This window comes from Paenibacillus germinis, from assembly GCF_013141785.1.
Taxonomy (GTDB): Bacteria; Bacillota; Bacilli; order Paenibacillales; family NBRC-103111; genus Paenibacillus_E; species Paenibacillus_E phytorum.
In genome coordinates this window covers 65,763-81,764 of record NZ_WHOC01000149.1, presented here as the reverse complement: position 1 = coordinate 81,764, position 16,002 = coordinate 65,763, and the positions used below count along the sequence as shown (strand labels likewise).

Annotated in this window: 18 protein-coding genes; 17 read left to right on the top strand and 1 reads right to left on the bottom strand. The window is 43.0% G+C overall.

Features of this window, described 5'->3' with window-relative positions:
- Positions 1-54 precede the first annotated feature (54 nt).
- Together GC102_RS27730 and GC102_RS27725 are read left to right on the top strand one after the other, a co-directional pair.
- Positions 55-663, top strand: coding sequence for a CPBP family intramembrane glutamic endopeptidase (locus tag GC102_RS27730; protein WP_171692392.1), 609 nt, complete (start codon positions 55-57; stop codon positions 661-663).
- A 432-nt stretch (positions 664-1,095) separates the two neighbouring features.
- Positions 1,096-2,751 (top strand): stalk domain-containing protein, encoded by a 1,656-nt coding sequence (locus GC102_RS27725; protein WP_171692391.1) that lies wholly within the window; start codon positions 1,096-1,098, stop codon positions 2,749-2,751.
- A 54-nt stretch (positions 2,752-2,805) separates the two neighbouring features.
- Here the strand turns inward: GC102_RS27725 and GC102_RS27720 are convergent, their stop codons facing one another.
- Positions 2,806-3,651, bottom strand: a complete 846-nt coding sequence (locus GC102_RS27720; protein WP_171692390.1) for a polysaccharide deacetylase family protein — start codon at positions 3,649-3,651, stop codon at positions 2,806-2,808.
- 166 nt (positions 3,652-3,817) lie between these two features.
- On the opposite strand from GC102_RS27720, the gene GC102_RS27715 reads away from it, so the two are divergent.
- The 15 genes from GC102_RS27715 to GC102_RS27645 all read left to right on the top strand — a co-directional run bounded on the left by GC102_RS27715 (position 3,818) and on the right by GC102_RS27645 (position 15,981).
- Positions 3,818-4,129: a hypothetical protein gene (locus GC102_RS27715; protein WP_171692389.1), complete on the top strand. Its 312-nt coding sequence runs from the start codon at positions 3,818-3,820 to the stop codon at positions 4,127-4,129.
- A 247-nt stretch (positions 4,130-4,376) separates the two neighbouring features.
- Positions 4,377-4,982, top strand: a complete 606-nt coding sequence (locus tag GC102_RS27710; protein WP_029192986.1) for a genetic competence negative regulator — start codon at positions 4,377-4,379, stop codon at positions 4,980-4,982.
- 132 nt (positions 4,983-5,114) lie between these two features.
- Positions 5,115-6,617, top strand: coding sequence for a DnaB-like helicase C-terminal domain-containing protein (locus GC102_RS27705; RefSeq protein WP_171692388.1), 1,503 nt, complete (start codon positions 5,115-5,117; stop codon positions 6,615-6,617).
- A 97-nt stretch (positions 6,618-6,714) separates the two neighbouring features.
- Positions 6,715-7,410, top strand: coding sequence for a glutamic-type intramembrane protease PrsW (gene prsW, locus GC102_RS27700; protein ID WP_171692387.1), 696 nt, complete (start codon positions 6,715-6,717; stop codon positions 7,408-7,410).
- 69 nt (positions 7,411-7,479) lie between these two features.
- Entirely contained in the window at positions 7,480-7,635 is a 156-nt protein-coding gene (locus GC102_RS27695) for a hypothetical protein (RefSeq protein ID WP_162257309.1), read from the top strand.
- A 109-nt stretch (positions 7,636-7,744) separates the two neighbouring features.
- Complete coding sequence (gene ypeB / locus GC102_RS27690; RefSeq protein WP_171692386.1) at positions 7,745-9,124, top strand: germination protein YpeB; 1,380 nt, start codon at positions 7,745-7,747, stop codon at positions 9,122-9,124.
- 94 nt (positions 9,125-9,218) lie between these two features.
- Complete coding sequence (locus GC102_RS27685) at positions 9,219-9,881, top strand: flagellar brake protein (RefSeq protein ID WP_312883387.1); 663 nt, start codon at positions 9,219-9,221, stop codon at positions 9,879-9,881.
- Positions 9,882-9,950: 69 nt separating this feature from the next.
- Positions 9,951-10,175: a hypothetical protein gene (locus GC102_RS27680; RefSeq protein ID WP_171692384.1), complete on the top strand. Its 225-nt coding sequence runs from the start codon at positions 9,951-9,953 to the stop codon at positions 10,173-10,175.
- Positions 10,176-10,314: 139 nt separating this feature from the next.
- A complete protein-coding gene (gene cmk, locus GC102_RS27675; RefSeq protein WP_171643404.1) occupies positions 10,315-10,998 on the top strand; it encodes a (d)CMP kinase in 684 nt (227 codons plus the stop codon).
- 1 nt (position 10,999) lies between these two features.
- Positions 11,000-11,581 (top strand): lysophospholipid acyltransferase family protein, encoded by a 582-nt coding sequence (locus tag GC102_RS27670; RefSeq protein ID WP_171692383.1) that lies wholly within the window; start codon positions 11,000-11,002, stop codon positions 11,579-11,581.
- A gap of 151 nt (positions 11,582-11,732) precedes the next feature.
- Positions 11,733-13,046 carry a 30S ribosomal protein S1 gene (rpsA, locus tag GC102_RS27665; protein WP_171692382.1) on the top strand — a complete coding sequence of 438 codons (1,314 nt, stop codon included), beginning with the start codon at positions 11,733-11,735 and terminating at the stop codon, positions 13,044-13,046.
- A 29-nt stretch (positions 13,047-13,075) separates the two neighbouring features.
- Positions 13,076-14,134, top strand: a complete 1,059-nt coding sequence (gene fni / locus GC102_RS27660; RefSeq protein WP_171692381.1) for a type 2 isopentenyl-diphosphate Delta-isomerase — start codon at positions 13,076-13,078, stop codon at positions 14,132-14,134.
- Between the two features lie 129 nt (positions 14,135-14,263).
- Complete coding sequence (locus GC102_RS27655; protein WP_171692380.1) at positions 14,264-14,890, top strand: YphA family membrane protein; 627 nt, start codon at positions 14,264-14,266, stop codon at positions 14,888-14,890.
- Positions 14,890-15,795, top strand: coding sequence for a YIEGIA family protein (locus GC102_RS27650; protein WP_171692379.1), 906 nt, complete (start codon positions 14,890-14,892; stop codon positions 15,793-15,795). The genes GC102_RS27655 and GC102_RS27650 overlap by 1 nt, the downstream gene beginning before the upstream one ends.
- Positions 15,796-15,801: 6 nt before the next feature.
- Positions 15,802-15,981, top strand: a complete 180-nt coding sequence (locus GC102_RS27645; protein ID WP_171643398.1) for a capping complex subunit for YIEGIA — start codon at positions 15,802-15,804, stop codon at positions 15,979-15,981.
- The last annotated feature ends 21 nt before the right edge of the window (positions 15,982-16,002 follow it).

Here is a 16,002-nt window from a genome sequence, read left to right as displayed (position 1 = left end):
AGTATAGGGGAAATAGCTATAAAAGGGAATATGTGAGGAAATGAGGCTGCTTCCTTGAAAAAATTCGATTTTAAGAACATTCGCTTCGGGAAAGTTGATATCAATGAATTAAATGACCGGACATTATTGCTTAATCTTTACATAACTCAACTTCTTACCCTTATTATCGGTATTATCATCTTGTTTTTTCAGAGCAATCATAAGATTCTTTCCATGTTCACCATTCATGGGGGCGGGAAGATTCTCATATGGGGAAGTTTGTTTGCTCTACTTGTCCTTGGGGTCGATGTTTTGATTTCTAGGTGGGTACCCAAAGAAGTGTCTGACGACGGTGGAATTAATCAAATGTTATTCGGAAATCGACCTGTATGGCATATCGCTTTGATTTCACTCATAGTCGCGATTTGTGAAGAAGTGCTGTTTCGAGGGGCGATTCAGCATGCATGGGGCCCTTACTGGACTAGTATCTTGTTTGCAGCAATCCATATTCGGTATTTGCAGCATTGGTTAATGACAGGAATGGTTTTCAGTATAAGCTATGGCCTGGGATGGATTTACATTCAAACCGGTAGTCTTTGGACTCCGATAATCGCTCATTTTATCATTGATTTTGTAATGGGATGCATACTTCGATACAGCAAGGAGGAAGAACAGGGCACATGAGTGTAGGGGAAAGATCACCTTTACGGTCTGATCGGAGGCCAATAGAGGTAAAGGAGGACGATACGTATTTACCGCCGCGTAATGCTGTACATCCCTCTGAGCGAGGAAAGTGGACGCGTATATTCTATTTAACTTTACTGTGGTTATTTATTATTCTTGTGGTAAGTTTAACGGTTTGGGGCATTAAATATTACTCGTAGACGACTATAATGTACCAATCAACCTAAGTTGTGTAAAAGAAGTTGAGAAGCTATGATAGATTCATAGTTTCTTTCATTTTTTACCACATAAGAAAGTATAAGTTTTCGGTTCCCGAAAACTGCTTTCTTATTGGCGATAAAACCTACATCTAAACGCGGTCGCTCATCTTTGAATGGCCTCGATAGAGGTTTTCTCATCACAGTTTCTTTTAAACAGGAGGATGCAGCGATTATGTTGGTGAACCACGCAACAAGATGGATGTTTAAAGTAAAATTAATTGCTATTATATTTGTATTATTTTCAAGTATCTTTTGGTCAGCGAAACCGTCATATGCTTTGTCTTATGGAACCTTATCTTATCCGCAAGGCGATGTTGGGCTGTTGCGTCCAGACATCGGAGTAACGCTTGAGCTTAGTGAAGGAAAAACGCCGGAAAGCTATCATTTTTATTTAAACGATAAGGAATTAAATGTTAGCTACGATCCCGTTTCCGTTAAATTTGTATATCGTCCTACGGCTGATTTACTGCCTGGGAACTATAATGCTCGTTTAGTGCTGTCTTTCAGTGGCTATCAACCTATTACAATTAGTTGGAAATTTACTATTATTAAAGGTGCGGTTTCGTTAACGTCTGAAACGAGCAAAGAGCAGGAGGATGGGCTTCGGGCGATCAATGATTATCGGGCTAAATTGGGACTGTCGAAGGTCAAATTCAGTAATGCTTTGAATACAGCGGCCCAGAAGCATGCGCAGTATTTATCCCAAAATAAAATCGATCCTATTCGGACGTCGGTTTCTTTGCATGATGAGGACCCAACGCTGCCTGGTTACATCGGTAAGTCATTAAGAGAGCGGGTACAATTTATCGGTTACTCGCGCTCAAGCAGTGAGGATGTAGCTTATAATCGGGTTACCCTAGTTGAGGCTATAGATAGTCTGTTTGATGCTCCTTACCATCGTTCACCATTCATGGTGCCAGGACTCGTGGAAATCGGTGTATTTAGAGATGGTGATTATCATGTTATTGAATTTGGTTTCTCAGACGGGATTGCACCAGAACTTGTCGTTTCTCCAGGAAGCAATGATGTGTACGTACCAACCGTTTTTGATGGTCATGAGACCCCGGATCCGATTCGCCTTCATTCAGAGGCTGAATATCCGGTTGGTTATCCGATCATGGCTTCCTTAAACGGGCCCGGAGTTAAAAAGGTTAGCTTGGTTGAGGCGGAGTTAAAAGATGAGAGCGGTAATTCAGTGACACTACTGAAGAATGAGCCGGGTAAAGATGATCATCTGGATACCGAAGTGATCGTTATGCCTTCGAAACCATTGGAATTGGATACAACCTATAAAGCCAAAATCAAATTGACAGCTATGATGGAAGATGGAAGTACAAGACCTTATTCGAAAGAATGGACATTCCGCACGGAACCTCGGGTTGGTATTGGTGTACTTAAACTTCATAAGGATGCTGTTGCTTACACGCTGCAAATGGCTAATTTCGGACTAAACCGCACTCACATGGTTTCATTTGGATTAAATGAGGACAAGTATCTACTTGATCTAATCCCATATCCAATGAAGCAAAAGCCATATATTCAAGAGGGGACTTCGTATCTTTACATTAGAGACCTGGCCGCGGCATTAGGTGCAACTGTTGAATGGGACGATAACCAGAAAGCTGCTGTTTACAAAAAGAAAGACAAGACGATTATCTTTTATACGAACCGAAATGCGTATAGTTTGAATGGTGTAGAGCATACGACAGAATCTGCTGCTAAGCTCATCCATGAAACAACAATGATTCCGGTGCGGCTGCTATCTGAAACTCTTGGAGCGAAAGTGACCTATGAGGAAAGTACAAGAACAGTGAATATTAGTTATTAATAAAAAAGAGCCCTGCAGCACCGACTAACGTGTAGGAAATGCAAGGCTCTTTATTCATTTCATTTCTAGTTCAATGGCATTCGGATCTACGAAAGAATATCCTTGTTCCTCAAGTTTGGTAAGCAATGTGTCTAAGGCTTTCACTGTCCAAGGCAGCTCGTGCATCAAAATATTGCTACCGCCATGCAATTGTTTCATCACATTTTCGATCACTTTACCGGAATCGTTATTTTTATTAGTCATATCCCAGTCTAACGAGCCGTTGGACCATGTCATATAAAGCATCTTATTGTCTTTCACTTTAGCTTTCAAATAATCATTGCCCGAACCAAAAGGAGGTCGGAAAAATACAGGCGATTGGCCTGTTAATTCTTTTACTATTTTCTGGACATCATCCACTTGTTGGTCAATCTTTTCATTTGTCATGCTTTTCATGTTATCGTGGTCCCAGGCATGATTGCCAATCGGATTACCGCTGTCATGAATGAGTTTGACAAGTTCGGGCTTTTGTTTGATACGGTATCCATTCAAGAAGAAAATTGCCTTGGCATTATGTTTTTTTAGAATGTCGATTAAAGCTTGATTCATGGCTTGTTCCTTAGGACCGTCATCAAAAGTTAAAAGGACGATCTTTTTGTTTCCATTGGGATCGTTTGGTACAATATCATAGTTTTTGTTCATATGATATTCTTTTTTGACGACCTCTGGAGCTGGCGTTGTCGCTGTTGGGACGGGAGTTGAAATGGGTGTTGCCGAAGGTACAGGACTAGGTGTAATTGTGGCGACAGCTACTGGTGTAGAGCTCGTTGTTGCGATAGGACTTACTTTTGTTTGGTTCGCACTGCAGGCAGCTAATAAGATCATAACACTCATCATTAGTACACTGGCTTTTTTGTTCATTATCCTTCGTTCTCCTCAGGTCTTTATACTTGTAGGTCATTTCCTATAGTACCACATTTCGCAGATAACATATCTCCTTTGTTTTCCTCTCGTCTTAACGTATGCTCTCTTAGAAACTCGCATAACCTATGAAGGATTCATACTACTTGACATGGAGGGAGACCCAATGAAAATAGGTACATTTATGCTCGGCGGTATTGCCGGTGCGGCGGCGGTTATATATCTCAATCGTAAAAGTAAATCAATGTTGTTCTCAGCATTCAGCTCGTCCAGTGAATCGATGGGTAAAGTGGTTGATAAAGCAAAGGACTCGTTTGTGAACAAATCATTTCAAGATTCATCAGCCAAAAATTTCTCGACTTCAAACTCGAATGGTCTGAATCAAGTTGAAAAAATTGTAAAAGAAGATCCTCATTTGAAAGCAACTGTCAATGAAATCATGCGTGAAAATAGAGAAGGCTCATCGACTATCCAATGAACATAAGTATTAAGCACAGTCTGGCCTATCTAAGGTACAGGCTGTGCTTTTCTTTTTATACATAACTTGCGCGTGCAATTGCACGCAATTAATGTTAACATGATAGGTGAAAACGAAAGCAAGATGCATGTCCATTTTCGTTCTCTAAGGTTCACCTTTTTGTTTTTTTATCATATTCTGTTTTAATAAGATGACCATGCTTTCGATGCAAGCTTTCCAGTCGGAAAGCTCAAAGGAGGATCCTATCATGAAAATAGAACGCTTAAGTCAGGATAAGATACGGATTTTCCTAACATTCGATGACTTAACTGAACGCGGTATTCAAAAGGACGACATGTGGAGAGAAATTCCCAAAGTACACGAATTATTTAGTGAAATGATGGATCAAGCCTATTCAGAGCTCGGATTTGACCCGTCCGGCCCGCTTGCTGTTGAGGTGTTTGCACTTCCAGCACAAGGAATGGTTGTTATTGTGACCAGAGGTAAGCTTGATTTGTATGCAAACTCAGATGCATATGACGATCACGAAGCTGAAGAAGTGTATGAAATGGAAGTAACGCTTGAACAAAGCGATTTAGTCTCCTATGCTTTCCGTGATTTTGAAGACCTAGTGCGTGTATCCAAAGTAATTAATCCCCTTCTCATGGAAGGCGGTACCCTTTATTCATACAAAGGGAAATATATTTTACAACTCGAGCCAGTTGACCTCGAGGAAACGAAATACCAGGCGTTAATTGCTGTCTTATCTGAATTCGGCGAAGCCGCTTCCGTTACTCAAGCTGTGCTTGAAGAGTATGGGAAGACAATCATTGCAGACGATGCAGTTAAGGTGCTCTGCCGTCATTTCAAATAAGGTCATCTTCCTTACTTTTTGATGTAGAATGAAACAAGCATTTTCAAAAACGATTGTTTTTGTGGATGCTTGTTTTGTTGGTTAATCGTGATCATTTATCAACCTAGCGAAGAGATAATGGGGGACACCTAGATGACTAGCATAGATCGCAAACGACTGGCGCCTGCTCTGGCTGCTGTTGATTTGGACGGGTTATTGGCCTATTACCAAAAACAGCTCCGCGAGGAGGCTTATTTTTATTTACAAAAAAGAGGGATAACGGAAGAAACGGTTATACAGTACCGCATCGGTTTTGAAATTGGCAAGATAGGATTCTATGTAAATCAGAATCAGCTAGGTGATTACTTCGAGCATAGAGTTATTGTGCCTATTCGGAACTACGACGGTGAAATTGTCGACTTAATCGGACGCTCGATAGACAATAGAGAACCCAAATATAAACCCTTGTACGGTTTAGATCAGTATCTATTTAATTATTCCGCACTTGAAGATTCAGATGAAGTTGTTCTTTGCAACGGGATTTTCGATGTCCTAACGTTAACTCAAGCCAAGATGCCAGCTGTTTGTGTACCAGATAACGGTATGTTTAAAGAACAACATATGTCATTATTTGCTGGTAAAAGGGTTTATATTTGCATGGGGAATGATGAGGCCGGAAGAAGGGATTCTACACGTATAGAAGCCTTACTAAGGGAACAGGGCAATGAGACGTATATTATTAATTTGCCCGAAACCATTCGGGATATTAACGATTTGTTCATTAGAGCTCAGAATCCGGTTGAGACTTTTCTTGCACTAGTAAATCAAACCGTTGAGGAAACAAGGATAGCCCCTGTAGCTCCAGATATCAAAAATAGCACCGTATATTTAGAAGAATATATGAAACGGTTCCGCGGTCAAGTCGCTAGTATCCGCACTGGCTTTGCTAAGCTGGACCATTTACTTTTCGGCGGCTTTGGAAATGGTTTGTATTTACTAGCAGGTTCAGGCTCCATTGGCAAGAGCATGCTGCTTAAGCAAATAGCTGATGAACTTGCTTTTCAGCAGAATCCGGTTATTTTTGTGTCATGGGATATGACGAATTTCGAACTATGGGCACGCAGCATTGCAAGGATTATTGGGATAGCTCCTCAGAAAGTACTTGGGGGAAAAGTTGAGCCAGAGCAGGTAGCAGAAGCTAACAAGCAGTACGTAAAAATAAGTAAAATGCTTTGGATGCTTGAGTGTACGATCGATACAACGCTTGATCAAGTAGCCGCTTCCATTGAACGGATTGCGGTTGTTGTTGGAAAAGAGCCCGTGATTTTCATTGATCATTTGCAGCGTATTCCTACAGCTAAAGGGGTAACATCGCTAACTTGGGAGCAGCAGCAAGCTGCTATCGCCTATACGCTTAAACAATGGTCCAGAGAATGGAATTGCCCGATTATCGCTGCTACTGCTTTAGAGCTTGGCCAAGATAACGTGCCTGACAATGTGCAAGCTTCAGCAGATGTGGTCATGATTATGCAGCCTAATGAAACAGAAGAGGATCAACTGCAGTCCATATCGCTTGTTTTGAAGAAGAATCGAAATGGCACAACAGGGAATATCCCACTCATTTTCCACAATGATCGTGCGTTGTTCACCGAATAAGACATAGAAAAGTCATTTGAAAATGCTATAATGTTAATATTACGCATGGAATCGTTTTGTAGTTCACATGGTATTGAACGAAAAGGGGGAGCTGCATTTGCAAATTCTGCCGATTATTATGGCAGCCATAGCACCAGGTCTCTCATTGCTAACGTACTTTTATTTGAAGGACCGATATGAAACGGAACCGATTCATTTAGTTATCCGAATGTTCTTGTTCGGTGTTCTGCTTGTATACCCTACGATGGTACTGCAGAATGCGTTGATTGAAGAGTTTGGAAAGGGCACATTTCTCTCAGCCTTTTTCCTATCTGGTGGCGTTGAAGAGTTTCTGAAATGGTTCATCCTCTATCATTTAATCTTTAGGCATGAAGCCTTTGATGAACCCTATGATGGAATTGTGTATGCAGTGGCCGTAAGCTTAGGATATGCGACTTTGGAAAATATCATCTATGCTTTCCTTAATGCGTCGTCTTTCTCTGCTCTAATGATTCGCGCTCTGCTGCCTGTTTCAGCGCATGCTTTGTTCGGTGTTATGATGGGTTATTATTTGGGTAAGGCTAAATTCATTCCACACAAAGCGCAAAGGTATCTATGGATATCCTTGCTGCTGCCTATTTTGTGGCATGGATTGTTTGATTATATATTACTTATTTTCAAAACGAACTGGGTTTGGATCATGATTCCAGTCATGTCTTTTCTCTGGATCCGTACGATTTGGCGGGTTGACCGTGCCAATGCTCATTCCCCACTACGCATCGTGAGAGCAGATGAGAAGATTAAAGTGAGCTAAAATAGGTCATAATGGACAGTATAGATGGCGATTCCTGGCTGTAAGCCCGGAACTACCGGGAGGGTGTACATGTCCACGACAAGAGTCAAAGTAAAGATCCGCTGCCGGTTATGCGGCGAAAAGTTTGTGCTGAAGGGCAAGAAAGAAAAAGGGAAAATTGAAACGGGATTCCGTCAGTGTATTTGTAGCAATGAGCAAGACTTTGAAGTAGAGACCGAAGATTAGCGTGAGGCCATTCTTTTTAGAATCGGCCTCTTTTTGTTGTCAATCTTGTATAAACCTGTCTCCGCACGTAAAAACTAAGCGCAAGTTTGGGTACGAAAGGAGCAGTCGCGTGTATAAAAGATTAAGTATAATCATGTTTCCATTCCTCTTGATTGCCTTGATTGGTGCTTCAGTGTGGGGATACTTGGAACACCAGGAGAAGAATACGATTTTGATCAAAGCAGAGAATCAATATCAACGTGCGTTCCATGATCTTTCTTTCCATGTGGATAAGCTTCATACAGAGCTTGGTAATACATTGGCTGTTAACGCAACCTCAGAGCCTTCTTACCGGAAGGGACTGGTGAATGTATGGCGACTAACGAGTCAAGCGCAAAGCGATATTACACAGCTCCCGCTAACGCTGCTTCCATTCAATAAAACGGAAGATTTCTTAGCTAATATGGCTAATTTCTCATACCGAATGTCCGTACGTGACATGACGAAACAGCCTCTTAATGAGCAAGAAATAAAAACGTTGAACGCTCTTTACGATCATTCGTCCGAGATAACGAAGGAAATACGCGGTGTTCAGGAGAAGGTGTTGTCCAAAAACTTGCGATGGATGGACGTCGAGGTCGCCCTAGCTTCTAAAAATGAACCCCATGATAATGCGATTATTGATGGCTTTTCCACTGTTGACAAAAAAGTTGGAGCCTATGAGGAACTAAATTGGGGGCCTGGAAATTTAAGTATATTTTCAAAAAATGATGTTAGTGCCTTGTCAGGGAATGATATGACGGCTGATCAAATTAAACAAAAAGCAGAGCAGTTTCTGGGAGTAAATGATGCAACCAATATGAAAGTAGTTGAGAATGGTGGCAGTGCGCCAGAATTTCAAAGCTTTAGTGTTGTAGTTCCAGGCGGTGATGGTAGTGAAAATGATATTCAGATGGATTTTACAAAAAAAGGCGGCCATCTCATTTATTTTATGAAACCGCGAACCGTAAAAGAATCCAAGTTTGATCTTAGACATGCGCGAGATATTGCTAATGAGTTCTTAGATCAACATGAATATAAAGATATGAGCGCTGTTAGCTATGATCAATATCAAAATATCGCTAACATTATTTTCGCTAAGCGAGAAAAGGATGTTACGATTTATCCGCAGCAGGTTAGTGTTAAAGTAGCTTTGGACACGCTTGAAGTCATTGGCGTGCAGGCAACGGACTATATATATGGTCAAAAACAGCGAACGGTTGGTCAGCCCAAAATGACTGCAGCCGAAGCACGTAAGCAGCTTAGCCCGAAAATGGAAGTGACTGGCGAGTCTTTGGCGATTATCAAAAATGAATTAGACGAAGAAGTGCTTTGCCATGAATTTATCGGGAAGATGAATAACAATCTTTATCGTGTTTATATGAATAGTGAGAATGGGATGGAAGAGAAAATTGAAACCATTCGCCCCGAACAGGCAGAAGCAGCAGCTGAAGCTGAAGCAAAGAAATAATCATAGAGAAGAAGCAGGTTCAATCCTAGCTTCTTTTTTTTGCTATCATAATTAATAGGTCATTGGTATAATTAAGATATATTACGTCTCGGAGGTGCAGAAATTGCTTCCTAAAGTCAACCAGATATTACATATGCAAGTGAATAGCATCGACGATGAAGAGTCCAAAATTGAGTACAAGTCGCGAATAGCTGACGTTACGGATAGTGTGATTGCCATTGAGATCCCGCTGAATGAAAAAACAGGCCGACTCAAGAAGCTTTATCAAGGTGATGAATTAAGCACATTTTATTTAGGTCAAGGCGGCGTAAAGCACTATTTCACAACTTCGGTTACAGGTTTCAGAGATGATGTGATTCGCTTAGTAGAACTGCGTAAACCAGAGCCAGAAGCCATTACGCAGGTTCAACGCAGAAGTTTTCTAAGGGTTCTGGCCGAACTTGAAATTGCCGTTAAATTGTCAGATCAAATTCAATTCATTGGCGTGACAGAAGATGTCGGCGGTGGCGGGATTTCGTTTATCTGTGAGGGACATATCCCAATCGGAATGAATGCCATTATTTCATGTTGGGTACTTGCACCCTACAAGAATGGTAATATTGAGCATATTCCGTTTACTGGCGAGGTTGTCCGCGTTAAACAGCTCGAGACTGGCAAGCAATTGGCAATGATTAGATTTATTGATATAGCCGATCGTGAACGTCAGAAATTAATTCGCTTTTGCTTCGAGCGACAAATGGATTTCCGTAAGCGATAAACGCATGAGATTTCACCTGCATGGGCATACTACCAAGCAATATGTCAATGTGAGCAGGTGGGGCATCTCATGTCAAGGGATCAGGAGCAAAAGTCATACGAGCAGCTGTTTATCCTCTTTTCTGCGAAGGTAGAGAAGGTGATCATTCGGACAACGCTCGTATTTTTCGTTTTACTTATATGTGTTCAAGCGATGCTTCAAATTCCTTACATACGTAAGCATTTTACCCGTGTTGAACCACTAGAGGGAAAGCCCTATGTATGGCCTCAAAATGGGAAGGGAGAGCGCTCTTAGGCACATCTAAACGCAATCCAATATACGTCCATGTTTTGCATATGCCTATTTAATGTGCTATAATTTCAATTAATTAGCAGGCAGTGCCTGCTTTTTTGTTCGTAAGGTACTGTGAGGTATTGTTAGGAGGAACAGCAGCTTGGAAAAGTTCAATATTGCCATAGATGGTCCTGCTGGAGCCGGTAAAAGTACCATTGCGCGGCTAGTTGCTGGTGCACTTGGTTTCGTTTACGTGGATACAGGAGCCATGTATCGAGCAGTAACCTGGAAAGTACAGCAAGAAGGGCTGCTACCTGATCAAGAACAAGAAGTGGCTGCCTTGGCGAATCGCATGCAGATTGAGCTCATTCCTCGCGAAGAAGGACAACAGGTTATCGTAGATGGCGTCGATGTGACCAAAGAAATCCGTACGACTGCCATAACGGATCATGTCTCCCAAATCGCTAGCTACGGAGCTATACGCCAGCTCCTGGTTACACTTCAGAAGCAAATGGCTATATCCAAAGGCGTAGTCATGGATGGCCGCGACATCGGTACTCATGTTATGCCAGATGCTGAAATCAAAGTTTTTCTGACAGCTAGCGTAAAGGAAAGAGCAGAGCGTCGATTCAAAGAGATGCAAAACAGCGGGACTTGCACCCTAACGCTCTCCGAACTCGAACAGGACATCGCTCGTCGCGATCAACTGGATCAGGATAGAGAGATTTCACCGCTTAGACGAGCTCATGATGCTGTTTTAATGGACAGTACTTCAATGACCATCGAGGAAGTTGTGGACGAAATCCTTGGGCTTTGCAAAGACAAAGTCGGAGGTGGCAAATAAGATGCTTTATCGCATCGGCAGGGCCTTATTTCGTTTTATGTTTACCGTGTTCTTCCGCTTGCGAGCCCTAGGTATGGAGAATGTCCCTACACATGGAGCAGTCGTACTTTGCGGAAATCATACCAGCTTATTGGATCCGCCATTGTTAGGAACTCCGCTTAAGCGTATGGTTCATTTCATGGCGAAGGCCGAGCTGTTTGATATCCCTGTGTTGGGTTCCATCATTTCTAGAGTTGGTGCTTTCCCTGTGAAACGCGGTGGTGTTAGCAGAGAATCGATCCGACTCGCGGTACAATTGCTTCGCGATGGTAACATGTTGGGTGTTTTCCCAGAAGGATCACGGAACAACGCCGGGGGGATGGGCAAGAAGGGCGCAGCCAGTCTTGCACTTAAATCTGGAGCTGCCGTAGTTCCTGTGGCTATTATAGGCAATTATTCCTTATTCCGCCGCATGACGATTGTGTATGGAAAGCCGCTTGACCTTAGTCCATTTGCAGCTGCAAGCTCCGAGGATTTGGAGCAGGCAACGGAAGCTATTATGAAAGAAATTCGCCGATTACATACTGCTTATAGCAAAGGTTAACAAGAATGTATGGAATCGAAAGCTTGGAATTATACTATCTTTAAAGCGAATGGAAGTTATTGTTTTGTTTGAAACAGAGTAGAAGCTTACAATACTGCTTTGTGACTTATAAATTATTTATTGTTGGTTGTAATTAGAGGAGGGTAATCCCATGTCAGATGAAGTAAAAGTTGAAGATCAAACGCAAGAAGTACAAGAAACACAAGAAACACAAGAAACAGCCGTATCGCAAGCAGAAGCTGAGCACGCTCTTAACAACGTTGCTGTGCTGAAGAAAGGCGCTACCGTTAAAGGTAAAATCGTTAAGGTAGACGCAGATCAAGCCTTCGTGGATATCGGTTACAAATACGATGGTGTTATCCCAGTTCGTGAGCTTTCTTCCGATGCAGAAGCAACACTACTTGGACAAGAAGTTGAATTGAAAGTTGTTTCAATCAACGATGCGAAAGAAACATTGGTTCTTTCCAAACGTGTTGTTGACAACAGCAAAGTATGGGAGTCGCTACAAGGTCAGCTGGATAGCAAAGAAATCATTGAAGCTACTGTAGCTGAAGTTGTAAAAGGCGGACTTGTTGTGGATATCGGCGTACGTGGTTTCGTACCTGCTTCCATGGTTGAGCGTCAATTCGTTGAAGATTTCTCCTCTTACAAAGGCCGCACATTGCGTCTTCGTGTGAAAGAAATCGATCGCGAGAAAAACAAAGTGATCCTGTCTCAAAAAGATGTTCTAGATGAAGAATTCGAAGCTAACAAAAAGAAAATCATCGAAGGTCTTCAAGTGGGTCAAGTACTAGATGGTACTGTTCAACGTTTGACACAATTCGGTGCGTTTATTGATATCGGCGGTATCGACGGTCTTGTACACATCTCCGAGTTAGCTTGGCACCATGTAGAACAAGCTTCTGATGTAGTCAAAGAAGGCGATAAAGTGAAGGTGCAAATCCTTAAGCTTGATCCTTCCAATGATAAAATCAGCTTGAGCATCAAAGCAACGCAAGAAGGTCCTTGGTCCAATGTGGATCGTGAATTCAAAGCAGGCGATATCGTAACAGGTACAGTGAAACGTCTTGCAGCTTTCGGCGCATTCGTTGAAGTGGCTCCTGGTGTTGAAGGTCTAGTGCATATTTCGCAAATTGCTCACCGTCACATCGGTACTCCGCATGAAGTATTGAAAGAAGGCCAAGAAGTTCAAGTGAAAATCTTGGAAATCAATACGGCTGAGAAACGCGTTAGCTTAAGCATTAAAGATACAGAGGAAGCTCCAGAAGCTCCGGCTGGCGCAGCGGCTCAGTCTGCTTCTAAACCAGACAGAGAAAGACAACCAAGAGGCGATCGTGACCGCGGAAACAGCGCAAGTCACCAAAAAGAGATTGCTGGTAATGAGAACGTGTCCTTGAGCAATCAAGGTCTGTCCATGACACTTGGCGAGCGTTTTGGCGATAAACTTTCCAAATTCAAAAAGTAAATGATACGACGCTTAGGGGGATCATAAGAATGCGCATTTCACGCAAAATGGAGCATGTCCATTACGCGCTGGAGCTTGGCCAATCACGGCAGCAAGGGCTGTCGGATATCAAGCTTGTGCATAACTGTCTTCCTGAGACTTCGACGGATCATATAGCATTAACTACAGAAATCGGCGATCTCATTATGAGTTCGCCGATTTTAATTAATGCAATGACGGGCGGCGCTCAGGAGACGGAAAGTATTAATCGCGATTTGGCCATCTTGGCAAGGGAAAAGGGCATGGCTATGGCCGTTGGTTCCCAGATGTCAGCAATTAAAAACAGTGAGGTTGCTTCGAGTTATCAAGTTGTTCGCCGGGAAAATCCCAAAGGGATCGTGTTCGCGAATTTGGGCAGCGAGGCGACCACCGAGCAAGCGGTCCGTGCTGTCGATATGATTGAAGCGAATGCGCTTCAAATTCATTTGAATGTCATGCAGGAGCTCATTATGCCGGAAGGGGATCGCAGCTTTGTGGGCATGCTCAGCCGCATTGAAGCTATTGTTCGGCATGTACAGGTACCTGTCATCGTGAAGGAAGTTGGCTTTGGTATCCTAAAGGATAACGCCAAACAATTGCAGAACATCGGCGTCCGCTTTTTGGATGTCGGCGGTTCGGGTGGCACGAATTTCGCCGCCATTGAGAATGCCAGACGTCCAGCGGCTTTGGAATGGTTGAACGATTGGGGCACTCCAACGAGCATCGCTTTGTTAGAGGCTCTCTCGGTTTATCCCCGAGGCGGAGTTATTGCCTCTGGCGGTATTACGAACGCTTTGGAAGCGGCCAAAGCGCTGACCCTTGGTGCTTCAGCGGTAGGCATGGCTGGCGCATTCTTGAAGGTTTTGCGCAGCGAGGGAGTCGATGCGCTCCACCATTTTGCTGATGAGCTCCATCAAGGACTTATTCTTATTATGACAGCGCTAGGCGCTAATACAATTCAGGCATTGGGAAATTGTCCAGTTGTTATTATGGGCGAAACGGCAGAATGGGGCCGGGCAAGAGGTATTAACTTAACTTCATATGCAGAAAGAGCCAGTCGGAGTAAATAATTGAAATATTGCCATACTAAAGATCAGGCGGTGCTTCCCTCGTCAAGTTGGAGTGGAAGCCTGAAGATCCGCAGGCAGGTCGGTGGCGTGTGTCACCTGATCGCCTATGCATGGTAGGGTGGTCCAATTATGAACTCCGGTTATTTGTCTCTAATTCTCCTTTGTATCACGTTGATCTTATTTGCCAGCGGATGGAAAGAACTGTACATCAGAAGTATATCGCACAAGGGCATGCTTCTTTTTTTTGTCTCATGGATTGTTTTTTCAAGATTTACCGTAACAATCCAGCATGTTCAAGTTGGGCTCGTTTATGTCTGTGTTCTGCTCATCAGTCTGGGTATTCTCTATAAGACAAAAGGATTCATACATAAGCTTCATTTACTTTCCATCGGCCTATTATTAGGTTCCCTTCATTTCTTGTTGCAGCAGCTGCTTGAGATGGACCCCATACTTATCGTTCGTAACTCGGAATGGGATACGGCCTTATTGCTTGCTGTTGTAGCTCTCGTTTTACAGCGCAGCGCATGGGAGCAGATCGCAGCACTATCGATTGGCTACTTACTAGGAGATATGTATCAGGCGGGAATTCATCCAGTAGATGGCTACCATCATGTCGGTAAGGCGACTTTTCAAGACCAATGGTGGCTATCTGTTTTTGCGGCAAGAACGATGACCATCATCCTTCAATCCGCTTATAACGGCTGCCGAAGTATCATTCGCAGCTGGATGGACCGAAGAGGAGGCTGGAAGAAGTAATGGATTGGTTCTATTCGCATCGTTATACGATAGGTATCGTCGTGGGAGTTATTTTTGGTATACTGGCACGTCTGAATATGCTAAGAACGGACTACAGGCAATATCCGACCTATCCTCATGGTAAGATTATTCATATTTCCCTTGGTGTTATCGCAGCAGGACTAGGAGCCGTGGCTGTCCCTGCTTTGCTGGACAAAAATTATACGGCAGTCACCTTCTTATCGTTAGCCGCTCAACAGTTTCGCGATGTGCGCAATATGGAAAGACAGAGTCTATCCAAGGTCGATGAATTAGAGTTAGTTCCAAGAGGAGCGGCATATATTGAAGGGATAGCGATGGTGTTTGAGGGAAGAAATTATCTGGTTATTTTCTCAGCATTTCTTGCTTCTTTATTCAGTATTTTGTTTGCTTGGTATTGGGGGATCGTTGCCGGGATTGTATCCATTTGGATAGCTAACTACTTTAAATCAGGTAACAATCTAGCGAAAATTGCAGTCATCGAACCTGCCGATATTCGGATGGATGGCCCGGATCTTTACGTCGGCTCGGTATATATCATGAACGTTGGACTCACAGACAATCGTGACCTAATACTTGAACACGGGCTTGGCTTTTTAATTAAACCCAAAAATCGCAATGCCCGCGTGACGTTAGCTCATTTAGGCCAAAGACAAGCTATTCTTCATGATATTTCAACGCTGTTTGGTGCTTACCGAGATGAAGGAGAGCCTTCGTTGCGCCCGATGGCTAAGCTGGATATGAATACAGGCACATTAGCTATACTGCTTCTCCTGCAGGAGAAAGATGTAGAGAAAACGTATATTGCTCTTCATCGGGTGCCCGTGTTGGAAAGTGCAGTTCGTATGCCGTCTGAAGCGGGTGTAAACAAAAAGAAGGAGGCCTAAATCAGGATGTCGCAAATCCTTGCTATTGTAACCTTGACGAAGGAACGAATAGGCGGAGGTGCTCCAATCTTCGTTGTGGATAAGGAAGATGAGCTTCAAAAGGTCTCTTTCTCTCTAGAAAAGATATTGGATGCTAATGCTCACGATTTGAAAAATGGCACGATGATTTTGGTCAAGCATACCTGAAATAGCTGGTGTGCCCGCATG

Coding starts and splice junctions, on each gene's coding strand:
- GC102_RS27725 (WP_171692391.1), top strand. CDS start 1,096: ATGTTGGTGAACCACGCAACAAGATGGATGTTTAAAGTAAAATTAATT.
- GC102_RS27720 (WP_171692390.1), bottom strand. CDS start 3,651: ATGAACAAAAAAGCCAGTGTACTAATGATGAGTGTTATGATCTTATTA.
- GC102_RS27715 (WP_171692389.1), top strand. CDS start 3,818: ATGAAAATAGGTACATTTATGCTCGGCGGTATTGCCGGTGCGGCGGCG.
- GC102_RS27710 (WP_029192986.1), top strand. CDS start 4,377: ATGAAAATAGAACGCTTAAGTCAGGATAAGATACGGATTTTCCTAACA.
- GC102_RS27705 (WP_171692388.1), top strand. CDS start 5,115: ATGACTAGCATAGATCGCAAACGACTGGCGCCTGCTCTGGCTGCTGTT.
- GC102_RS27695 (WP_162257309.1), top strand. CDS start 7,480: ATGTCCACGACAAGAGTCAAAGTAAAGATCCGCTGCCGGTTATGCGGC.
- GC102_RS27680 (WP_171692384.1), top strand. CDS start 9,951: ATGTCAAGGGATCAGGAGCAAAAGTCATACGAGCAGCTGTTTATCCTC.
- GC102_RS27670 (WP_171692383.1), top strand. CDS start 11,000: ATGCTTTATCGCATCGGCAGGGCCTTATTTCGTTTTATGTTTACCGTG.
- rpsA (WP_171692382.1), top strand. CDS start 11,733: ATGTCAGATGAAGTAAAAGTTGAAGATCAAACGCAAGAAGTACAAGAA.
- fni (WP_171692381.1), top strand. CDS start 13,076: ATGCGCATTTCACGCAAAATGGAGCATGTCCATTACGCGCTGGAGCTT.
- GC102_RS27655 (WP_171692380.1), top strand. CDS start 14,264: ATGAACTCCGGTTATTTGTCTCTAATTCTCCTTTGTATCACGTTGATC.
- GC102_RS27650 (WP_171692379.1), top strand. CDS start 14,890: ATGGATTGGTTCTATTCGCATCGTTATACGATAGGTATCGTCGTGGGA.
- GC102_RS27645 (WP_171643398.1), top strand. CDS start 15,802: ATGTCGCAAATCCTTGCTATTGTAACCTTGACGAAGGAACGAATAGGC.